The 18,001-nt window shown below is 69.6% G+C and carries 6 protein-coding genes; 4 read left to right on the top strand and 2 right to left on the bottom strand.

Going from position 1 to position 18,001, the window contains the following annotated elements; all coding sequences use genetic code 11:
• The first annotated feature begins 30 nt into the window (after positions 1–30).
• The 4 genes from G3A50_RS16800 to G3A50_RS16785 all read left to right on the top strand — a co-directional run bounded on the left by G3A50_RS16800 (position 31) and on the right by G3A50_RS16785 (position 4,762).
• Positions 31–975: a sulfotransferase family protein gene (locus G3A50_RS16800; RefSeq protein WP_163076329.1), complete on the top strand. Its 945-nt coding sequence runs from the start codon at positions 31–33 to the stop codon at positions 973–975.
• The gene (locus G3A50_RS16795; RefSeq protein ID WP_163076328.1) at positions 975–2,366 is read left to right on the top strand and encodes a hypothetical protein; all 1,392 of its coding nucleotides are present in this window, start codon (positions 975–977) and stop codon (positions 2,364–2,366) included. Before G3A50_RS16800 ends, G3A50_RS16795 begins: the two co-directional genes overlap by 1 nt.
• Positions 2,367–2,489: 123 nt before the next feature.
• Positions 2,490–3,392 (top strand): sulfotransferase family protein, encoded by a 903-nt coding sequence (locus G3A50_RS16790; RefSeq protein WP_163076327.1) that lies wholly within the window; start codon positions 2,490–2,492, stop codon positions 3,390–3,392.
• The gene (locus G3A50_RS16785) at positions 3,392–4,762 is read left to right on the top strand and encodes a hypothetical protein (protein ID WP_163076326.1); all 1,371 of its coding nucleotides are present in this window, start codon (positions 3,392–3,394) and stop codon (positions 4,760–4,762) included. Before G3A50_RS16790 ends, G3A50_RS16785 begins: the two co-directional genes overlap by 1 nt.
• Here G3A50_RS16785 and G3A50_RS16780 read toward each other — a convergent pair whose 3' ends face one another.
• Both G3A50_RS16780 and G3A50_RS16775 read right to left on the bottom strand, forming a co-directional pair.
• Complete coding sequence (locus G3A50_RS16780) at positions 4,763–9,547, bottom strand: type I polyketide synthase (protein ID WP_163076325.1); 4,785 nt, start codon at positions 9,545–9,547, stop codon at positions 4,763–4,765.
• Between the two features lie 32 nt (positions 9,548–9,579).
• Positions 9,580–17,892: a type I polyketide synthase gene (locus tag G3A50_RS16775; RefSeq protein ID WP_163076324.1), complete on the bottom strand. Its 8,313-nt coding sequence runs from the start codon at positions 17,890–17,892 to the stop codon at positions 9,580–9,582.
• Positions 17,893–18,001 lie beyond the last annotated feature (109 nt).

The raw sequence follows: 18,001 nt of genomic DNA, 5'->3' as shown, positions 1-18,001 counted from the left end.
GGGCACCGGGACCGGGAGAGGACGACGCGTATGCTTGAGACGGCGATCAAGGCGGATGCAAGGACCGAACGACAGGTCGCATATCCCGAGCCGCTGTTCATCCTGTGCCCGCCGCGCTCCTACTCCTCGATCGTATGCGGCATTCTCGGCCAGCACCCCCAGTGCTACGGACTGCCGGAGCTGAACCTTTTTCTTGGCGATACGCTGGGCGAGGTGTGGACGGGGTTCGGCACCTTCATGAAGTCGTTCGGCCGCCACGGCCTGTTGCGCACCCTCGCCCAGCTCCACGATGGGGTGCAGAACGAGGAGACCGTCGCCCGCGCCCAGGAATGGATCCTCGCCCGCACGGACTGGCCGATACGCAAGGTATTCGACCATATTCAGGAACTGGTCGGCCCCCGGATCCTGATCGACAAGAGCCCCAGCACGCTGTTCCGCGCCGAGTTTCTTGAGCGGGCATTGAAGCAGTTCCCCGATGCCAACTATCTGCACCTCGTCCGCCACCCGCGCAGCACCGCCGCCAGCGTGCTGAGCCTGCGCGCGGCGCATGAGCAGATCGCGCGGATGGCGAACAACGCGCTGTTCGACCCCGAGCGCATCTGGCGTGTCAGCCACGAGCTTTCGGTCACGCTCACCGAGCCGCTGCCCCTTGGCCAGTCCATGCGGCTGAAGGGCGAGGCGATGCTGGCGAACCTCGAAATCTACCTGCCGCAGATCTGCGAGTGGCTCGGCATCCGCTCCGATCCCGAAGCGATCGAAGCCATGATGCACCCGGAGAATTCCCCCTATGCCTGCGAGGGGCCACCCAACGCGCCGCGCGGCAACGACCCCAATTTCCTGGAGAACCCCTCCATCGACACCGAACGCCTCGCGCGCATCAGGGAGGCTTCGCTGATTGGCGAACTGAGCTGGCGCCCCGGCGAGAACTTCGATCCGCGTACCGTCAAGCTCGCCCGTCAACTCGGCTATTCCTGATGTCCAAGATCATTCAAGAGAACGGCTTCCGCGTCATTGCCAGCGAAGGCCTTGGGCGCGCGTCCAACACGACCGCGCATTCGGTGGCCTTCTTCCGTGGACAGCTCTATGTCGGCACGAGCTGCGGCAGCGTGACCGGCTCCTCCGACAGTCCGCGCATCCTGCGGTTCCACGCCGAGGACGGCGAGTGGGAGACGGTGTACGAATCTCCCCTGGTGCCGGCGACCAAGCGCGCGCGCGCGCCCGACCGGCAGCTCGCCAAGAACATGAAGGGCGGCCTCGACTTCAGTCGGTTCAAAAAGCCCTCGGAAACCGATTCCAACCTCGTCCCGCGCGACGCCGGCTTCCGCTCGATGTGCGTTTTCAAAGGCCGCACCGACGCCGAACCGGCCCTCTACGTGTCGTGCATGTCGCGCTTTGGCGGGCAGATCCTGCGCTCGGAGGATGGTGTCACCTTCGAGCCGGTGGGAGAGCCGGGCTTCGGCAATCCCGACATCTATTCGTTCCGTGGCCTCACCGTGCTTGGCGACCGGCTTTTCACCGCGCCGGCCGGAACCACGACCGACGAATGGCTCGACCGCAACCTGGCGCCCGAAGTGCGTGTCTATGTGACCGACGACCCCGCCAGCGGCCGGTGGGAGGTCGCCTCGCCCGAGGGTTTCGGCGACCCGGCCAACATGGCGATCTATGCGCTCGCCACCGCTCACGGCATGGTCTATGGCGGCACCGCGAACCCCGAGCGCGGCATGCAGGTGTGGCGCACCTCGGCCGAGGGCACCGCCCCCTTCACGTGGGAACCCGTGGTGGTGGACGGTGCTGGCGCCTTCAACCACAACCTCGCCGTGACCGCGATGACCGAGTTCAAGGGCGCGCTCTATGTCGGCGGCGGCATCACCGGCTTTGGCTACGACACGGTGCACGATATCGGCCCGGCCTCCGCGGAGATGATCCGCATTCATCCCGACAAGAGCTGGGACCTCATCGCCGGACGGATGCGCTTCACGCCCGACGGACTGAAGGTTCCCCTGTCGCTGCTCGGTCCCGGGCTCGACGATTTCTACAATTCGGTGATCTGGTCGCTCGGCGTCCATGACGGGGTGATCTATCTCGGCACCCACCAGTGGGAGGCCTTCCGCTCCGCGGAACTTGGCGGCGCGGATGTGGTCGGCGGCTACCAGCTCTGGGCCAGCGAGGATGGCGAGAACTGGCAAGTCGTGATCGCCGACGGGCATGGCAACCCGGCGGAAATCGGCGTGCGCAACATCGCCTCGACACCGCTGGGTCTCGTCATCGGCACCAACAACCAGAAGCGCCTGCTGCAGATGAAGGCTCGCCGTTCCGGCGCGAAGGTCGACTTCAACGGTGGTTTCGAGGTACTTCTCGGGCAGTGAGGCACGTACGGTGAAATTACCGCAGATGGTGTTCCACGCTGGTGTAATGTGTGCGTGCGCAGAGACAATGAGCCCTGCGACGACGAGTGGTGCGTTCCCCGCGTACCGGGTTTGGGACCGTTGATGCCGCAGCCTCTTTTCATTCTCTGCCCTCCCCGCTCCTACTCCTCCATCGTCTGCGCGATGCTTGGCCAGCATCCACAATGCTATGGCCTGCCGGAGCTGAACCTCTTCCTCGGCGATACGCTCGGCGACATCTGGTACGGCACCATGTTCATGCGCTCCTTCGGCAAGCATGGGCTGCTGCGCACGCTCGCCCAGTTGCATGACGGCGAGCAGACCGAGGACAGCGTGATCCGCGCGCAGGCCTGGATCGAGGCCCGTCTGGGCTGGCCGATCGCGAAGGTGCTGGCCCACATCCAGGAATGCGTCGGCGACCGCATCCTCATCGACAAGAGCCCGAGCACACTGTTCCGCCAGGAAGCCGTGGCGCGGGTGCTGCTGAACTATCCCGAGGCCAACCTGCTTCATCTCACGCGCCATCCCCGCGGGACCTCGGAATCGGTGATCGCGCTGCGCGAGGGCCATGAGGGACTGAAGACGCTGAACCGCGTGCTCGACGACAATGACCGCAGCGACCCCGAGCGCATGTGGCGGCTCAGCCATGAGCTGGTGCTGACGATGACCGCCGGCCTGCCGTTGGGCAACTACATGCGGCTGAAGGGCGAATGGCTGATGTCGAACCTCTCGGTCTACCTGCCGCAGATCTGCGACTGGCTCGACATTCGCTCCGACGCCGCCGCCATCGACGCGATGATGCACCCGGAAACCTCGCCCTATGCCTGCCCCGGCCCGGCCAATGCGCCGCGCGGCAACGACCCCAATTTCCTTGAGAACCCCCGCCTCGACACGGCCCGCCTCGCCAAGCTCAGGGAGCCGACGCTTGATGGCGAGCTTTCCTGGAAGCCGGGCGCGCATTTCGACCCGCGAACGGTTCATCTGGCCAAAAGGCTCGGTTACGCGTGATGTCTTCCCTGCTTGATTCAACCTGCTTCGTCCGCGCCGCGCGCGGGGGCCTGGGATCGGCCGATGCCGCCACGGCGGCGGCGCTGGCCTTCTTCGATGGTGCGCTCTACCTCGGCACCGGCGCGCTCGCCACCGGTCTTGCGCCCCCTCCCGCCCGCCTGATGCGGCTGGAAGACGGGCAATGGCTGACAGTCCTGGAATCCGCAGCTTCGGACGAGGCGGGCGAGGCTGTGGTCGATGCCGACCTTGATCCGGCGCTGCTTGTCGCCGTGCACGAGGTGGAAGACGAGGCGCGCGCGACGCCCGACGAGGACGGCTATGTCGCGCTCGCGAGCCTGCGCATGGGCGATGAGGAAACCCCGGCACTCTATGTCGGCACCGCTTCACCGCAGGGCGGACGGGTGCTGCGCTCGCCTGACGGGCTGAGTTTCGAGCCGGTCAGCGAGCCGGGCTTCGGGAACCCGGCATGTTACGCGGTGGCGAGCCTGTGCGGCCATGACGGCCGGCTTTTTGCCGCAACGCGCGGGGCCATTGAGGGGCCTCTGCTCGACACGGCGGCATCGGCCCACCCGGTCGTCCATGTCTGCCTCGATCCGGTCGCCGGCGCGTGGCGGGAAGCCTCGCTGCCCGGCTTTGGCGACCCCGACAACCGCGCCATCACCTCGCTCGCCAGCGTCGGCGGCTATCTCTATGCCGGCACCTGCAATGACGAACGTGGCTTTCAGCTCTGGCGCACCCGCGCCGAGGGCGAGGCCCCGTTCGCGTGGGAACAGGTGCTGGTCGACGGTGCCTTCGCGTTCAATGCCAACCGGGCCGTGGCCGCGCTCGCGGGTTTTGGCGACGCGCTTTATGTCGGCACGCAGACCGGCGGACCGGGCTATGCCGAAGCACCCGATCTCGGACAGGATGCGGCCGAGCTGATCCGCGTGAATGCGGACGGCTCATGGGACCTCGTCGTCGGTCAGCCGCGCTTCACCCCCATTGGCATCAAGGCCCCGATGGCCTTGATGGGCGCCGGCTTCGACGACCCCTACAATGCCGCGTTCGAGAGCCTGTGCGCGCATGAGGGCGCACTTTATCTCGGCACCCGGCACTGGGGCGGCTTCGCGGCGCTCGGGGAAAATGAGGGCGCCATCACCGGCGGCTATCAGCTCTGGGCCAGTCCGGACGGCACCAGCTGGGAGCTCGTGCTGGAGGACGGCGCGGGAAATCCTGCCGCCGTTGCCCTCACCAGCCTCATCTCCACGCCGGAGGGGCTGTTCGCCGGCTCGGCCAATGTGGAGCCGCTGCTCAGCCTGGCCGCTTTTCTGAAGGACCGGGACGGCGACCTCGACACCCGCGCCGGCTTCGAGATTCTGCGCGGGCGCTGATCAGGGGAGGGCCACGGCCCAGACCGTATCCCCCTGCCCGGCCAGCGCCACCGTGATGCCCGGCGCCTGCGGGCCATCGACAATGGCCCGCTCCGGGGCCAGCGCGGTCACGGTGAAGCCGAGCGGGGCATCGGCAAAGCCGGTTCCCAGGCTCTTTGCCGCCGCCTCCTTGGCGCACCACGCCGCGAGCGCCATTTCGGGCGCAATGGACGCGCGCTCGGCCTCCGAGAAGCCGCCGGCGAGAATGTCGCCCGGATCGGCCCGTCCATGCTTTTCAAGGTCAGCCCCGACCACATTGCCCGCCGGCACCGCCACCGCGAAGGCCTCGCCATCGACATGGGCGACGGAAACCTCCGGCGGCGGACCGAACAGTTCCAGCCCTTCGCCGGAAATCACCGGGCGGCCGCCCTCCAGCGTGCGGACGATGATGTCGGCCGGCAGCAGCAGCGTGCCGGCCGCCGCGGCCCAATAGGTTCGAACCGCCTCCTTCAGCGCGATCCGGCCCATCAGCCAATCGGTGCGGCGGCGCGGATTGGGCGGCAGCGCGGCCCATTCGCCGCGCTCTTCGGCACTGAGCACGGTGTGCGCGAGGACCCTCCGCCAGATGCCGCCGGCATCGTCAAGGAAACCGGCCGGGAAGGCCGGCACCGACCATGCGATCGCACCGGCGGGCAGTGCGCCGGGCGCGAAGGCAGCGGTCACGTCGTCGCCGTAGAAATGGTCACGCGGCTGCCAGCGCGCCTGATAGAAGCGATGCGGCACATCGAAGAAGCGGTCGCGCCAGCCGGTGGCACGGAACAGCAGTTCGCCCCGGCTGTCGACGGCGGAGAAATCGCCGGAGAGGAAGCGCGCCCCGCCCTCGCCGGGCTCGAACGCCATGCGCCCGCTGATGCGTCCGCCCCCGGTATCCTCGCGCCCGCCGCCCGGCAGATCGATACGCTCGATCCGAGAGGGGAAGGAGCTGAAATCGGTGCCGAAGCCCTGCGCGATCCAGAACGCGGTGACATGGCCGATAGCGTCCAGCAGCACGGGATTGAGCAGCAGGCCCGGCCACTCCCGCGCGCGGAAGAAACCCTCAAGCGGCGTCTCGGCAAGCGCCGCGTCCAGCCCATGCTCGTCCCACGCCGTGAGCCCGGCGATGGAGTGATAGAGCGGACCGTGGAACATGCCCGTGGTGTACAGGTCCTCGTCGCGCCATTCCGGCGGACGGGGCGCGGCGAGCGGAGCGACCTCGCCGACGGCGACGGGCGCGCCGAACACCACTTCGGCGTCGACCAGCGGGGCGCCGTCATCAGCCGCGACGCTGGCGGCAAAGCGCCGTTCGCCCTCATGCCCCGGCAGCGGCGAGGAGCTCAGCACCAGCCGGCGCCAGCCTTCGTCGAGCGCGACCCAATTGTGGGCGCGCACCTTCTCCAGCCGCACGGGCGCCTCACCCTGCCCATCAAGCGCGCTGGCCACCTCGGCGAGCATTTCCAGGCTGACCGCCAGCGGCACGACCGGCAGCGCGGTGAGCGCGGGATCGAGATCGGAGACGATGGAGGCGTAGAGCACGTGGTCGCGCACATAGGTGTCGGCCAGCGCGTCGACATCGCAGCTCGCCACCAGCCGATCCGGCGTGCTGTCGAGGATCGCCTGAAGGAAGGGATAGGCATCCGGCGCGGGCGCGTCGACCGCCCAGTCAGCACCCGACAGGGCGGCCTGAAGCACGCCGGCCTGGGTGTCGAGGAAATGCTGCATCACGGTGAAATGCCCCGACAGCACGGCCTCCGCGCCCTCGCCATGAGAGACACCCTCGGTCGGGGCGGCGGCGCCTGATTCGACAGCCGGAAGCGCGGGAGGCTGAGGCGCGGCCGGCTGGGACAACGAGGGTGCCGGCAGCAGGGCGGCGCGCAGGGCAGCGACCTCCTCGGGCGCGAAGCGCATCATCGGCAGGGTGTTGGGGAACACCCGCTCGCGCTGCGCCGGCGCGCGGTCGGCATCAAGATCGGCCGGCGTGATGCCACGGCGGGCATAGAGCGCGGCGACATCCAGCCCGCGCCCGCTGGCCCAGATACGGCCGAAGGCGGAGAGCATCTGCCCGAGGCCGGAGCGGCGGCGGCTGTCCAGCGCGATGGCCAGCGTCTCCCCGCCCGCCCCCTGCAGGATATTGTCGATGAAGCCGGTGAGGTTCGCGGACGGGCCGACCTCGACGAAGGTGCGGAACCCGTCCGCATACATGCGTTCGATGGTCTCGGTGAAGCGCACGCGCGAGCGCCACTGTTCCGCCGCCAGCGCCTCGATCGCCACCGGCTCGTCCGGCATCGGCGCCGCCGTGGCGCAGGAATAGACCGGGACGCGCGGAGCATGGAAGCCCATGTCGCGATAGGTGCCCTCCACCATCTCCGCCACCGAGGCGAAGAGCGGGGTGTGGTAGGGCCGGTCGAACGGCAGGAAGGCGCAGAGCCCGCCCTCGCGGCCGAGTTCGCGCGCAATCGATTCCAGACGTGCGCGGTCGCCGTACAGCACCGTCTGCTGGCGGCAATTGTCGAGCGCGAGATGCACCTCCTGCGCGTCGGCCAGCGCCAGCATGCGCTCACGCGGCACGGCGCCGACGGTCAGCAGCGCCCCGCCCTCGGCATAACCCGCCCCCTCCATGCCCTTATAGAGCCGGTTCAACTCGCGGATATTGTGCTCAAGCTGGGCCCAGTCCTCGCTGCCGAACACGCCGGCGGCGCGAAGCGCGGAATGCTCGCCGCTGGAGTGGCCCAGCATGGCATCGGGTTCGAGCCCCACCGTGCGGGTGACGGCGAGCATCGCCTGGCTGGCGACGAAGACCGATTCCGAACCCAGTTCCAGCCCGAACAGCGCCTCTTCCAGCCGCGCACTCCAGGCGGCATCGAGGGTGGTCGGCGGAGGAAAGATGCAGTCGCTGGGACGGAAGCCCCGCGCGTCCCCGAACAGCCCGTCCCAAAAATCGAACCATTCCCGCGCCTCGGGGAAAGCCGGCAGCACATCGGCCAGCATGCCCTGGTACTGGCAGCCCTCGCCCGGAAACACGAAGGCCAGCTTGCCCTCGACCGGCGCGGGCGAGAAGAAGGCGTTGCCGCGCCCGTTGAGGGTCGACGTGCCTGCCTCGACACGCGCGCGCGCCTTTGCCAACCGGTCCTTCAGCTCCTCCATCGTCGCGGCGATGACGGCGAGCCTGCACGGGCCGGCCCCAACCGCACGCTCGGCGAGCGCCGCGCCGATGCTCGCAACCGACATGCCGGCGAGCGGCCCCTCGATCTTGCCAAGGAGGGCGTCAATCTCGCCAAGCAGCGCCGCAGGCGTCTCCGCCGCGATCACCACCAGTTCGGCCGAAAGCTCGCGCGGGCGCGGCGGCGCGGCGCTGGGCGGCGCCTCTTCCAGAATGGCGTGGGAATTGATGCCGCCGAACCCGAAGGCGTTCACCGCCGCGCGGCGCTTCACACCCATGGGCTGCACCCAGGGACGGGCCGACGTGTTGACATAGAGCCGCGTGGTCTCGATCCCGAGATCGGGGTTGACCTCGTCGCACAGCGTCGGCGGCAGCACCTTGTGGTGCAGGGCCATGGCCGTCTTGATCAGGCCGGCCATGCCGGCGGCGGGAATGCAATGGCCGATCATGGACTTGACCGAGCCAAGCGCGGTGCGCGGCAAACCTTCCAGCCGGGAGCCGAACACCTCGCGCAGCGCGGTGATCTCGGTGCGGTCGCCCAGCGGGATGCCGGTGCCGTGGGCCTCGACGAGGCCGATCGTGGCCGGGTCAACGCCGGAAAGGTCCAGCGCGCGCCGCATCGCCAGGATCTCGCCTTCGAGGCGCGGCGCCAGCAGGCCGCTGCCGCGCCCGTCGCTGGACTGGCCGACCGCCTTGACCACGGCGTAGATCTTGTCGCCGGCCGCGCGCGCGTCCTCCAGGCGCTTCAGCACCACCATGCCGAGCCCCTCGCCCAGCAGCGTGCCATCGCCCCCCTTGGAGAACGGACGCACCCGCCCACGCTTCGACAGGGCGCCAAGCTGGGTGAAGACCATATAGACCTCGGCCGGCAGCGCGGCGTTGACGCCGCCCGCCAGCATCAGGTCGCTGCGTCCGCTGCGCAGTTCCTCCATCGCGATGTTGACCGCCAGCAGCGAGGAGGCGCAGGCGGCATCGATGATGTAATTCGGCCCACGCAGGTCCAGCTTGTTGGCGATGCGCCCTGTCATCACATTCGGCACCAGGCCGGGCGCGATGTCGGCGTTGAAGGGCGGCAGCTTGGCGATGAGCGCCTGCTTCAGCGTCTCCAGCGCCTCCTCGCCCGCGTCCGGCAGCAGCGAGCCGATAAGCCCGACCATCTGGTCCACCACGATGCCGTGCTGAACCACATTGGCATTGCCCCGATGCAGATAGGTCGAGTGGCCCAGTATGATGCCGCTATTGGTGTGGTCGTGCGCTTCGCCGTAATAGCCCGCATCCACCAGCGCCGCGCGCGCGGCCTTGAGTGCCATGAACTGGTCCGGCTCGGAGCCGTCGACCGATGTCGGCATGATGCCGAACTCCATCGGATCGAAACGGAACAGATCCCCCAGATAGCCGCCCGCCGCGGTGGTGATGCGGGTCGGCCCGGTGCCGGCGAGGTAGCGCGCCGCGTCCCAGTCCGGTTGCGGCGGACGCACCTGCTCCTCGCCGCGCAGGATGTTGCCGAAGAAGGCATCCGGCCCCTCGGCACCGGGGAAGACGCAGGACATGCCGACAATGGCGATGTCGCCGGCGGTGCCGTCTTCAGGTTTCGCGGTCTGCATGAGCATGGAAGATGTCCGTTCGGCGGCTTGATGACGCTTCAGAGGCGGATCTCGCCGACATAGCCGCGCAGCCGGTTGAGCGCGGCGTTGGCCGTGCTTTCCAGTTCCTCGATGACGTAGACCGGAGCACCGGCCGCATCGAGCACGGCGACATCGGCGGCGACCTGATGTTCGCCAAGGCCCGGCTGCAGCGCGAACAGCATGCGCGCCGGCGCGCCGGCGCCGGCGAAGCGCCGCACCCGGCCGAAACGGTTCGGCAGCGCTGCCGCGTCGCGCTGCACGCAGGACCACACCCAGGCAAGCTGAGCCGCCACATCCATGAGCGCGGGGTCGAACAGCCATGTCGCGCCCGGCTGCACACCGGCGACGAAGTCGGCCGCCGGGCTCGGGCGGACATCGGCGACGATGCCGCTGCCGTCGAGCCCGATCAGCGCCGTCGCGGCCTGGAAGCAGGGCCCGTGGAACAGCATGTCGCGATAGGCCTCGCGGGCGCCGACCCGCGCGGGCGCCGGATCGAGGGTCCAGCCCAGCGGCTCGGCGCGCGGCAGTTCATCCGTAATCTTGAGCGACACGCGATAATGCGCCCGCCCGCCCGGCGAGCGCAGCTCCACCGAGGCGCCGAAGCCGCCGGCGTCGCCGTGCTCGCTGCCCAGCACCTGCATCTCGATGTCGCGCGGCGCGTCGTCGTCGAACTTCAGACCGGCAAGCAGACGCAGCTCGGTGACTTCCGACACCTGCCAGCCCGGCCACACCGCCGCGCAGGCCTCCGCCGCCATTTCCAGCGCCACGGCGGCGGGAAGCACCGGCACGCCGTCAATGCGATGCTGTTCGAGATAGAGGTCGTGGGGCAGGCTCAGCGTGCGGGTGAGCAGCCGTCCGCCACGCGCTCCCGGACCGATCTTCGCACCGGCGACCAGCGGCAGGAACGGAAAGGTGGTGCCGCCAGCCGGGCGCGTGTCATCGGAAACAACGCCCGGCGCGACGATGGGCGCCGCGCGGCTGACCGCTGCGGGAGCTGCGGCTACCGGAGCGGCCGAGCCGATCGGCGGCGCGATGGCGGCCATGTCGGTCTCGTGGCGCTCCCACGGGCCTTCACCGATGACGATCTCCACATCTTCGAACGGCCCGCGCATGATCTCGTCGAAACAGGCGAGCGCCCCGCCTTCCGGGGGAACCAGACCGACGCCCTTGGCCTCGAACTTCCGGCGGGTTTCCTCCGACACCATGCCGGGCCCGTGCCGGGTGCCGAGCCACGGCCCCCAGTTGAGCACCGCGACCTTCACATGAACCGGCCATTGCGCGCGAAGCTGGCTGCCGAGGCGGTTCAGCAGCTCGTTGGCGGCGGCGTAATCGCTCTGGCCGGAATTGCCGTAACGCCCGGCCACCGAGCCGAACATGATGAAGAAACGCAGCCGCGCGGGATCGACCGCCGCCGCCAGCGCCAGTGCACTCTGCGCCTTGGTCTCCACCACCCGGGCCCAGCTCGCCGGGTCCTTGTCGACGATCAGCTTGTCCTCGATGACGCCGGCACCATGCAGCACGCCGTCGAGACGGCCGAATTCCGCGAGGATGCCGCGCACCAGTTCGCTTGCTCTTGCCGGGTCGCTGACATCGGCGATGCGATAGATCACCTTGGCGCCGGCGGCGGCGAAGTCGGCCAGATTGGCGCGGATCTCGCGGTCACGCAGGATCGCCTGCACCGCGCGCTCCATCTCGGCGGGCTTGGGAATGGTGCCGGTGGCACGGGCTTGAGCGATGAGCACCGCACGCAGCGCGGCCGGGCTCGCGGCATCCTTCAGTGCATTGTCTTCAGGGCCGGGCAGCGGGCTGCGTCCGCAAAGGACGAACGTAATACCGGGACCCGCGAGCGGGCGTAGGGTCTCGGCGGTAATGCCTCGCGCACCGCCCGTCGCCAGCACCACCGCCCCCTCGTCCAGCGGCGCGCGCGGCGGCAGCGTGTCGATCTCGACCGCCTCGGTACGGAACACGGTGCGCCGGCCTGCCGGATAACCGACCTCGCGCCGCCCGCCCGAGGCAAGTTCGGCGAGGAGCGTACTCGCAAGCGCCTCGATCGACAGCGCCGGATCGAGATCCACCGCCTTGACCACGGCGTTCGGCCATTCTTCCTGCGCGGACTTGGCAAGGCCGGGCCCGCCGCCCTGCAGCGACACGCCACCCGTGGCGCTGCCACGGCTGAAGGTTCCGCCCAGAGCGGAGGCGATGACAACACGGCCGCCCTCGCGCAGATGCGCCCCAAGACGCCCGAGCAGCCGGTGCGCCAGCGCCTCGTTGACCGCGATCTGCGGCCTCCACGCGGCGAGAGCCTCGCCGAGCGGGAATACCGGGCTGGCCAGCGGGGCGAGATGAACCAGGCCGGCGACCGGCCCTTCGGCGGCGGCCAGCGCCTGCGAGGGTTCAAGCACCCGCGCCACGCCACCCGCGCCCGCTATCAGCTCGGCGAGCCGTGGCGCCACGCCGCGCCCGTCATCGGTGATGAGGTAGAGACCCGGCGGCAGCACGCCCGCCGCCGGCATTTCCTCGACATGCGCCTTGACGACGAACCGGGGCGGACGGGCGCTTGTCGCCACGGCGACGGCGTCCGACCCGGCGGTATCAAAAGGGCGGGCGGCTCCTCCGGCCGATCCGCCAACCGCGCCCGCAAGGCAATCGGACATCGCCTGAAGCGTGCGGCAGGCATTGAGCTTCTCGCCGAGCCCCTCGGTGGAGGCCACCGCCCCGGCCGGGAGGCTTTTCACCAGCGCGCCAACAATCTCGACCCGCTTGATCGAGTCGATGCCGAGATCGGCTTCCAGCTTCTGATCGAGACCGAGCATGTCCCGCGGATAGCCGGTGCGCTCCTCGACGAGGCCGAGAAGCAGATCCAGCAGCGCCGGCCCGCCGATTGCAGCGGCCTCTGCGGCGGGAGCGGGCGCGGGTGCCGAATGACCGTTGCCGTTGACCGCTGCCGTCGCAGCGGCGGGCACCGCGATCGGAGCGGGAGCCGGAGCGGGCGCAGTCGCCACCGGAGCGCTCGCCACCGGAGCGGGCGGCACGGGTGCAGCCTGCACGGGTGCACTTGCCACCGGGCGCAGCGCCGGGCGGGACGGAGCCGGCGCGCGGGCCGGCATCAGCGTCGCCACCGGCGCCGGACGGCGGGCCACCGCACGGGTGGCTCCCGCCGGCGCGCCAGCGCCGAGATAGGCCAGCAGCACGTTTTCCTGCGTCGCCAGGAAGCGCTGCATGGTCGCCTGGAAGTCGCTCATCACCCCATTGCCGGCGATGGGCTCGCCATAGGTCTCGGCGTCGCCCGCCTCGACCTCCTGCAACTGTCGTCGTTCGCCCGTTTCCATGGTGCGGGTTCCCAGGTTTGGCCGTCGGTCGAGCCCGTTGACGGCGGGCTTGGCCGATGGCGGAGAGGCCGGCATCGCCGGCGGGTCGATGAGCACGGCCGGCGCCTTCGGGCGCGCGGCGATCTGCTCGATGGTGAGAGGCTGGGCCGGCGGCGTTCCGACCCGGCGGGCGCCCGAACCGTTGAGCCACCACATATGCTTGGCCGGAACCGGGACACGCGGCGCCGGCGCGAGGGTGCGTGGATCGAGGCGTAGACAGTCGCGCCCGGCCCAGAGCCGGGAGAGGTCGACCTCAGCGCCTTCCGCGATCAGCGTGCCCAGCGCCTGCAGCAGCCCCTGGAGCCCGCCGGCCTCGTCATCAATGGCGATGGCGCGGTGCGCACGGCCCTCAAGGATCTGGCGTACCATGCTGGCATGCACGGCCTTGGGACCGACGGTGAGGAACACCCGTGCACCCGCCGCGTACATCGCCTCGACCTCGGCGACGAACTCGACGCCGCGCACCAGTTGGTTCGCCAGCACGGCCTTCGCCTCGGCACTCGGCGCGGGATAGACCGCCGCGGTCGAATTGGCGAACACCGGCACGCGCGGCGCGGCGAAATCGATCTCTTCGAGGAAGCTCGCCATGCCCTCGCGCGCCGCCGCGACGAGGGGTGAATGGAACGCCGCACCGACCACGAGCGGCTGATTGCTGATGCCGGCGGCGTCGAGCTTCACCTTGGCCGCCGCCACCGCGTCACGCGTGCCGGACAGGATGGTCTGGCGCGGCGCATTGTGATTGGCCACGACGAGATCGGGAATCCCGGCGATGGCGGCCTCGACCGCACTGCGGTCCACGCGCATCGCCGCGATCATGGTGCCCAGATCGCCGCCATTGGCCTGCGCCACCATGGCGCGTCCGCGTGCTGCCGAAGTGCGCAGCATGTCGTCGAGCCCGTACACGCCCGCGGCATGCAGCGCGACCAGCTCTCCATAGGAATGGCCCGCGCTCATACCGGGTGCGAGGCCGAACGCGGCCAGCACCTCAAGCAGACCGCCCTCCACCGCGCCAAGCGCGGGCTGGGCGATGTCGGTACGGGTAAGGGTGGCCAGCGCCGCCGCCCTGGCCTCGTCGTCATAGGCGCCGGTCGGGTAGATGGCGCGGCTGAGGCAGCCACCGGGAAGCCCGGCATGGCTCATTTCGGGCTTCAGCAGCGCGTCGGCACGCTCCATCGTCGCCCGCATCTCGGGGAAGATGACCGCCAGCTGGCGCAGCATCTCGGGATATTGCGCGCCCTGCCCGGGGAACACGAAGGCGAGCGTGCCGTCTTTCGCCAGCAGCGGCTCGGCCGAGAAGCCGGCGCCCGGCGGCAGCGGCTCGGCCGCGCCTTCGAGGTGGCGGGCCAGCGCCGCGAGGCGCTCCACCAGCGGCTCGTCGCGCGCGACCACCAGCGTGGCGGCGATGCCGCCCGCCGGCGCGCTCGCGGCAAGAGTGAAGGCAAGGTCGCGCAGCTCCGGCACGGCCGGGGCGGCGGCAAGTTTGTCGGCCGTGGCACGCACTGCGGCGGCCAGCCCGGCGCGATCCGCCCCGCGCCAGACCAGAAGCTCGTGCGGCCAGCGCTTCTGCGCCACCGGGCGTATCTGCCCCCGCGTCGCGCCCTGATAGGCTTCCAGCGTGATGTGGAAATTGGTGCCGCCAAACCCGAACGCGCTGACCGAGGCGCGGCGCGGCACCCCCTCCTGCGCGACCCACGGACGCGGCTCGCTGATGAGAAAGAGCGGGCTTTCCGGGTCCGTCAGCGTCTTGTTGGGCGTGTTGACCTGCCCATGTGGGGGCAGCACACCGTGATGGACCGCGAGCGTTGCCTTGATCAGCCCGGCCACGCCGGCCGTTGCCTTGGTGTGACCGATCAGCGTCTTCACGGAGCCGATGACGCTCTGCCGCGGCGTCGCACCCGCCTCGCCCAGCAGCCGGGTGACGGTTTCAAGCTCCGCGGCGTCGCCGGCCACCGTGCCTGTGCCATGGGCTTCGAACAGACCGACGCTGGCGGGCGAATAGCCGGCCATTTCATAGGCCCGGCGCATGGCCCGGATCTGCCCGTCCGGGTGCGGGGCGGTCATCGACTTGGCATGGCCGTCGCTCGAACCGCCGACACCCTTCAGCACCGCGTAAATCGTGTCGCCGTCACGCTCGGCATCGGCAAGGCGCTTCAGCGCCACCATGGCGATGCCTTCGGATATGACGATGCCGTCGGCCGAGGAATCGAAGGTGGAGCAACGCCCGCGCGGCGACAGCGCCTGCGTCTTGGAGAAGCACAGATAGCCGAACGGGCCCTGCACAGTGTCGACGCCGCCGGCGATGACGACATCGCTGCGCCCCGACTCCAGCTCCAGCACGCCCTGATAGATGGCGGCGAGCGAGGAAGCGCAAGCCGCGTCCACCGTGTAGTTGACGCCGCCCAGATCAAAGCGGTTGGCCGAGCGGCCGGCCGCGACATTCAGCAGGATGCCGGCGAAGCTGTCCTCGGTCCAGCGCGGCAGGCGCGCCGCCGCGTCCTCGTCGAGCTCACCGAGGAAGCGCGGCATTTCCGAGCGCACCGCATATTGCGCGCCGACATCACCCGCACCGCCGGAGGCGCCAAGGATCAGCGAACAGCGCTCGCGTGAGGCGTTAAGGTGCTCGAACCCCGCATCACCCAGGCAGGCGCGCACCACTTCCAGCGTCATGAGCTGAAGAGGATCGATCGCGGAGATCGAGTTCGGCGGAATGCCATAGCGCAACGGGTCGAACAGCAGGTCGTCGAGGAAGCCACCCCAACGCGAATAGATCTTGTCCGGCGCGGTGCGGTCGGCGTCGAAATAAACCCGCCAGTCCCAGCGATGGCTCGGAATCTCGCTGATGGCGTCGACCTTGCCGAGAATGTTCTCCCAGTACTCGGCAACATTGGCCGCCTTCGGGAAGATGCCGCCCAGGCCGACCACCGCCACATCCGCCGGTCGCGGCGCCTGTCGCGCCACGGCGGGGCTCTCGGGAACGGTATCGAGCAGGGCCTGCGAGCCCTCGCAGACGGCAAGGTGCACATCGGCGACACTCACGACCTTGTCGCGCAGGGTCGCCACCTGGCCGATCATGAACATGCCCTCCGCCCGCTGGCGGACGGCCGGCACCTTCCTGATCTTGCCCTCGGGTCCGGAACGCTCCGACCCCTTGGAGGCGACGCGGAGGCGACCGAGGGTGAAGGATTCCAGCTCCTCCCGGATATCGTCCGGCGAGCGCCCTTCGGCCTCCATCTCCTTGCGGCGCGTGAAGAAGTGCTCGGCGAACGGGCTCATGGCGGCGCGCGAGGCATGACCCGGGCCGGTTTCCAGAGTCACCGTGCGCTCGCAGGCGAGGGCTTCGTCCTGGAATCCCTTCACCACCGCGCCGCTTTCGACGATCTCCCGGGTGAAGAGGTAGGCTGATCCCATCAGCACACCCACCTTGACGCCGAGCGCGACCAGAGGCGCGGCGATGGCGGAGACGATGGCCGCCGAGCGGGCATCGTGGATACCACCGGCGAAGAGCACATGGATGCGCGCCGCCTGCTCGGGATCGCGCACGATGTCGAGCAGCGTCTGCACCATCACATCCCACAGCACGAAGCTGGAGAGCGGGCCGACATGGCCGCCGCATTCACGGCCCTCGAACACGAAGCGCTTGGCGCCCTGCTCCACGAACATGGTCAGCAGCCGTGGCGATGGCACATGCAGATAGGTCGCGATGCCCTCGGCCTCGAAGCTCTGCGCCTGGTCGGGCCTGCCGCCGGCGATAAGCGCGAAGCGCGGCACATATTTGCGCGCCACGTCCATCTGCCCGGCGATAAGCTCGGCCGGGGCAAAGCCCAGCAGGCCAACACCCCATGGCTTGCCCTTGAGGCGCTCGGCCGTCTCGGCGAGCAGCGCATCGACCTGCTCGGGACGCATGAGCGCCAGCGCCAGCATCGGCAGGCCGCCACCCTCCGCGACGGCCTGGGCGAAGCCCGCCACATCGCTGACCCGCGTCATCGGCCCCTGCACGATGGGATAGGTCGTGCCGTGCGAGACGGAAACGCCCTCGCCCGGACCGAAGGCCCGCGACCTGGCCGCCAGCGCGCCACGCCCGGCCGCCTCGTCCACCAGCGCATGGGCGAGACGGCCCACCGTGGCATAACGTTTGGCGAAACTCTCGGCGAAGGCGACGCCCTGGCCGAGCGGCATCACATCCTTCATCGCATCGGCCCAGCCGAGGCTGGCGAGGATGGCCGCGTCGACGGCAGGCGCCTCCAGCCCGGCGATGGTCTTGCGCAGCTGCCGCACATGGCGGAAGCCGGGCTTCTCGAACACGCGCCAGCGCGCCTCGTCCGGCCCGACCAGCGCCGTTTCCAGCCCGGTGAGGCCGGAAAGCGCGGCGCGCGCCGGCGCCTCAAGGGGTGATTCCTTCAGCAGCAGCAGCTGGTCGTCGAGAACCACGCCAGCCGCCCCGCCCGCCATCGCCGCCGCAGCCCCGTGCAGGCCGACCCCGCCGCGCACCAGCACCGGCATGGACTGCCGCGCCAGGGCTTTCTGCAGCAGGATGAAGCTGGTCTCCTCGCCCACCTTGCCGCCGGCCTCGTGACCCTTCGCGATCAGCCCGGCATGGCCGGACAGGCTGGCGAGCCGGTCATCCCAGTCGATCAGTTCGACCAGCGTGTGCACCCCCATGCCCGACAGCCGCGCCAGAAGGTCGGGATCGGCGAGCACAGTGGAGGCGTCGAGCAGCAGCCATTCAAGGCCGCGGGGGGCGAAAGTCGAGACGAGCGCAAGCGCCTCTTCGTCGGCAATGGCGAGCTTGAGGCCGAAGGGCGTGCGGGCATGGCTGGCGAGCGCCTCAAGCGCCGCGACGGGCAGCGGCCCGATTTCACCATTCACGACGCCCAGAAACCCCGCCCGCGAGGCGGCCAGCGCGATTGACGGATCGCGGTGGCCAGCGGGCGTAAGGGCGATGACCTGAACGAGACTATGCATTCGCGTTCCGCCCTCACTCATGTTCCACTCGGCTTTCGATGTCGTCATTTCTTCGGCTCGATGAAGAACGCCCGACGAAACGGCGGCCTCGAGGACCGACGCCACAACG

This window comes from Ancylobacter pratisalsi (assembly GCF_010669125.1).
Lineage (GTDB): Bacteria > Pseudomonadota > Alphaproteobacteria > Rhizobiales > Xanthobacteraceae > Ancylobacter > Ancylobacter pratisalsi.
This window is presented reverse-complemented; position numbering and strand designations above follow the sequence as displayed.

Excerpts from the sequence above, each read along its gene's own strand:
- G3A50_RS16800 (WP_163076329.1), top strand. The coding sequence starts at position 31 with ATGCTTGAGACGGCGATCAAGGCGGATGCAAGGACCGAACGACAGGTC.
- G3A50_RS16795 (WP_163076328.1), top strand. The coding sequence starts at position 975 with ATGTCCAAGATCATTCAAGAGAACGGCTTCCGCGTCATTGCCAGCGAA.
- G3A50_RS16790 (WP_163076327.1), top strand. The coding sequence starts at position 2,490 with ATGCCGCAGCCTCTTTTCATTCTCTGCCCTCCCCGCTCCTACTCCTCC.
- G3A50_RS16785 (WP_163076326.1), top strand. The coding sequence starts at position 3,392 with ATGTCTTCCCTGCTTGATTCAACCTGCTTCGTCCGCGCCGCGCGCGGG.
- G3A50_RS16780 (WP_163076325.1), bottom strand. The coding sequence starts at position 9,547 with ATGCTCATGCAGACCGCGAAACCTGAAGACGGCACCGCCGGCGACATC.
- G3A50_RS16775 (WP_163076324.1), bottom strand. The coding sequence starts at position 17,892 with ATGCATAGTCTCGTTCAGGTCATCGCCCTTACGCCCGCTGGCCACCGC.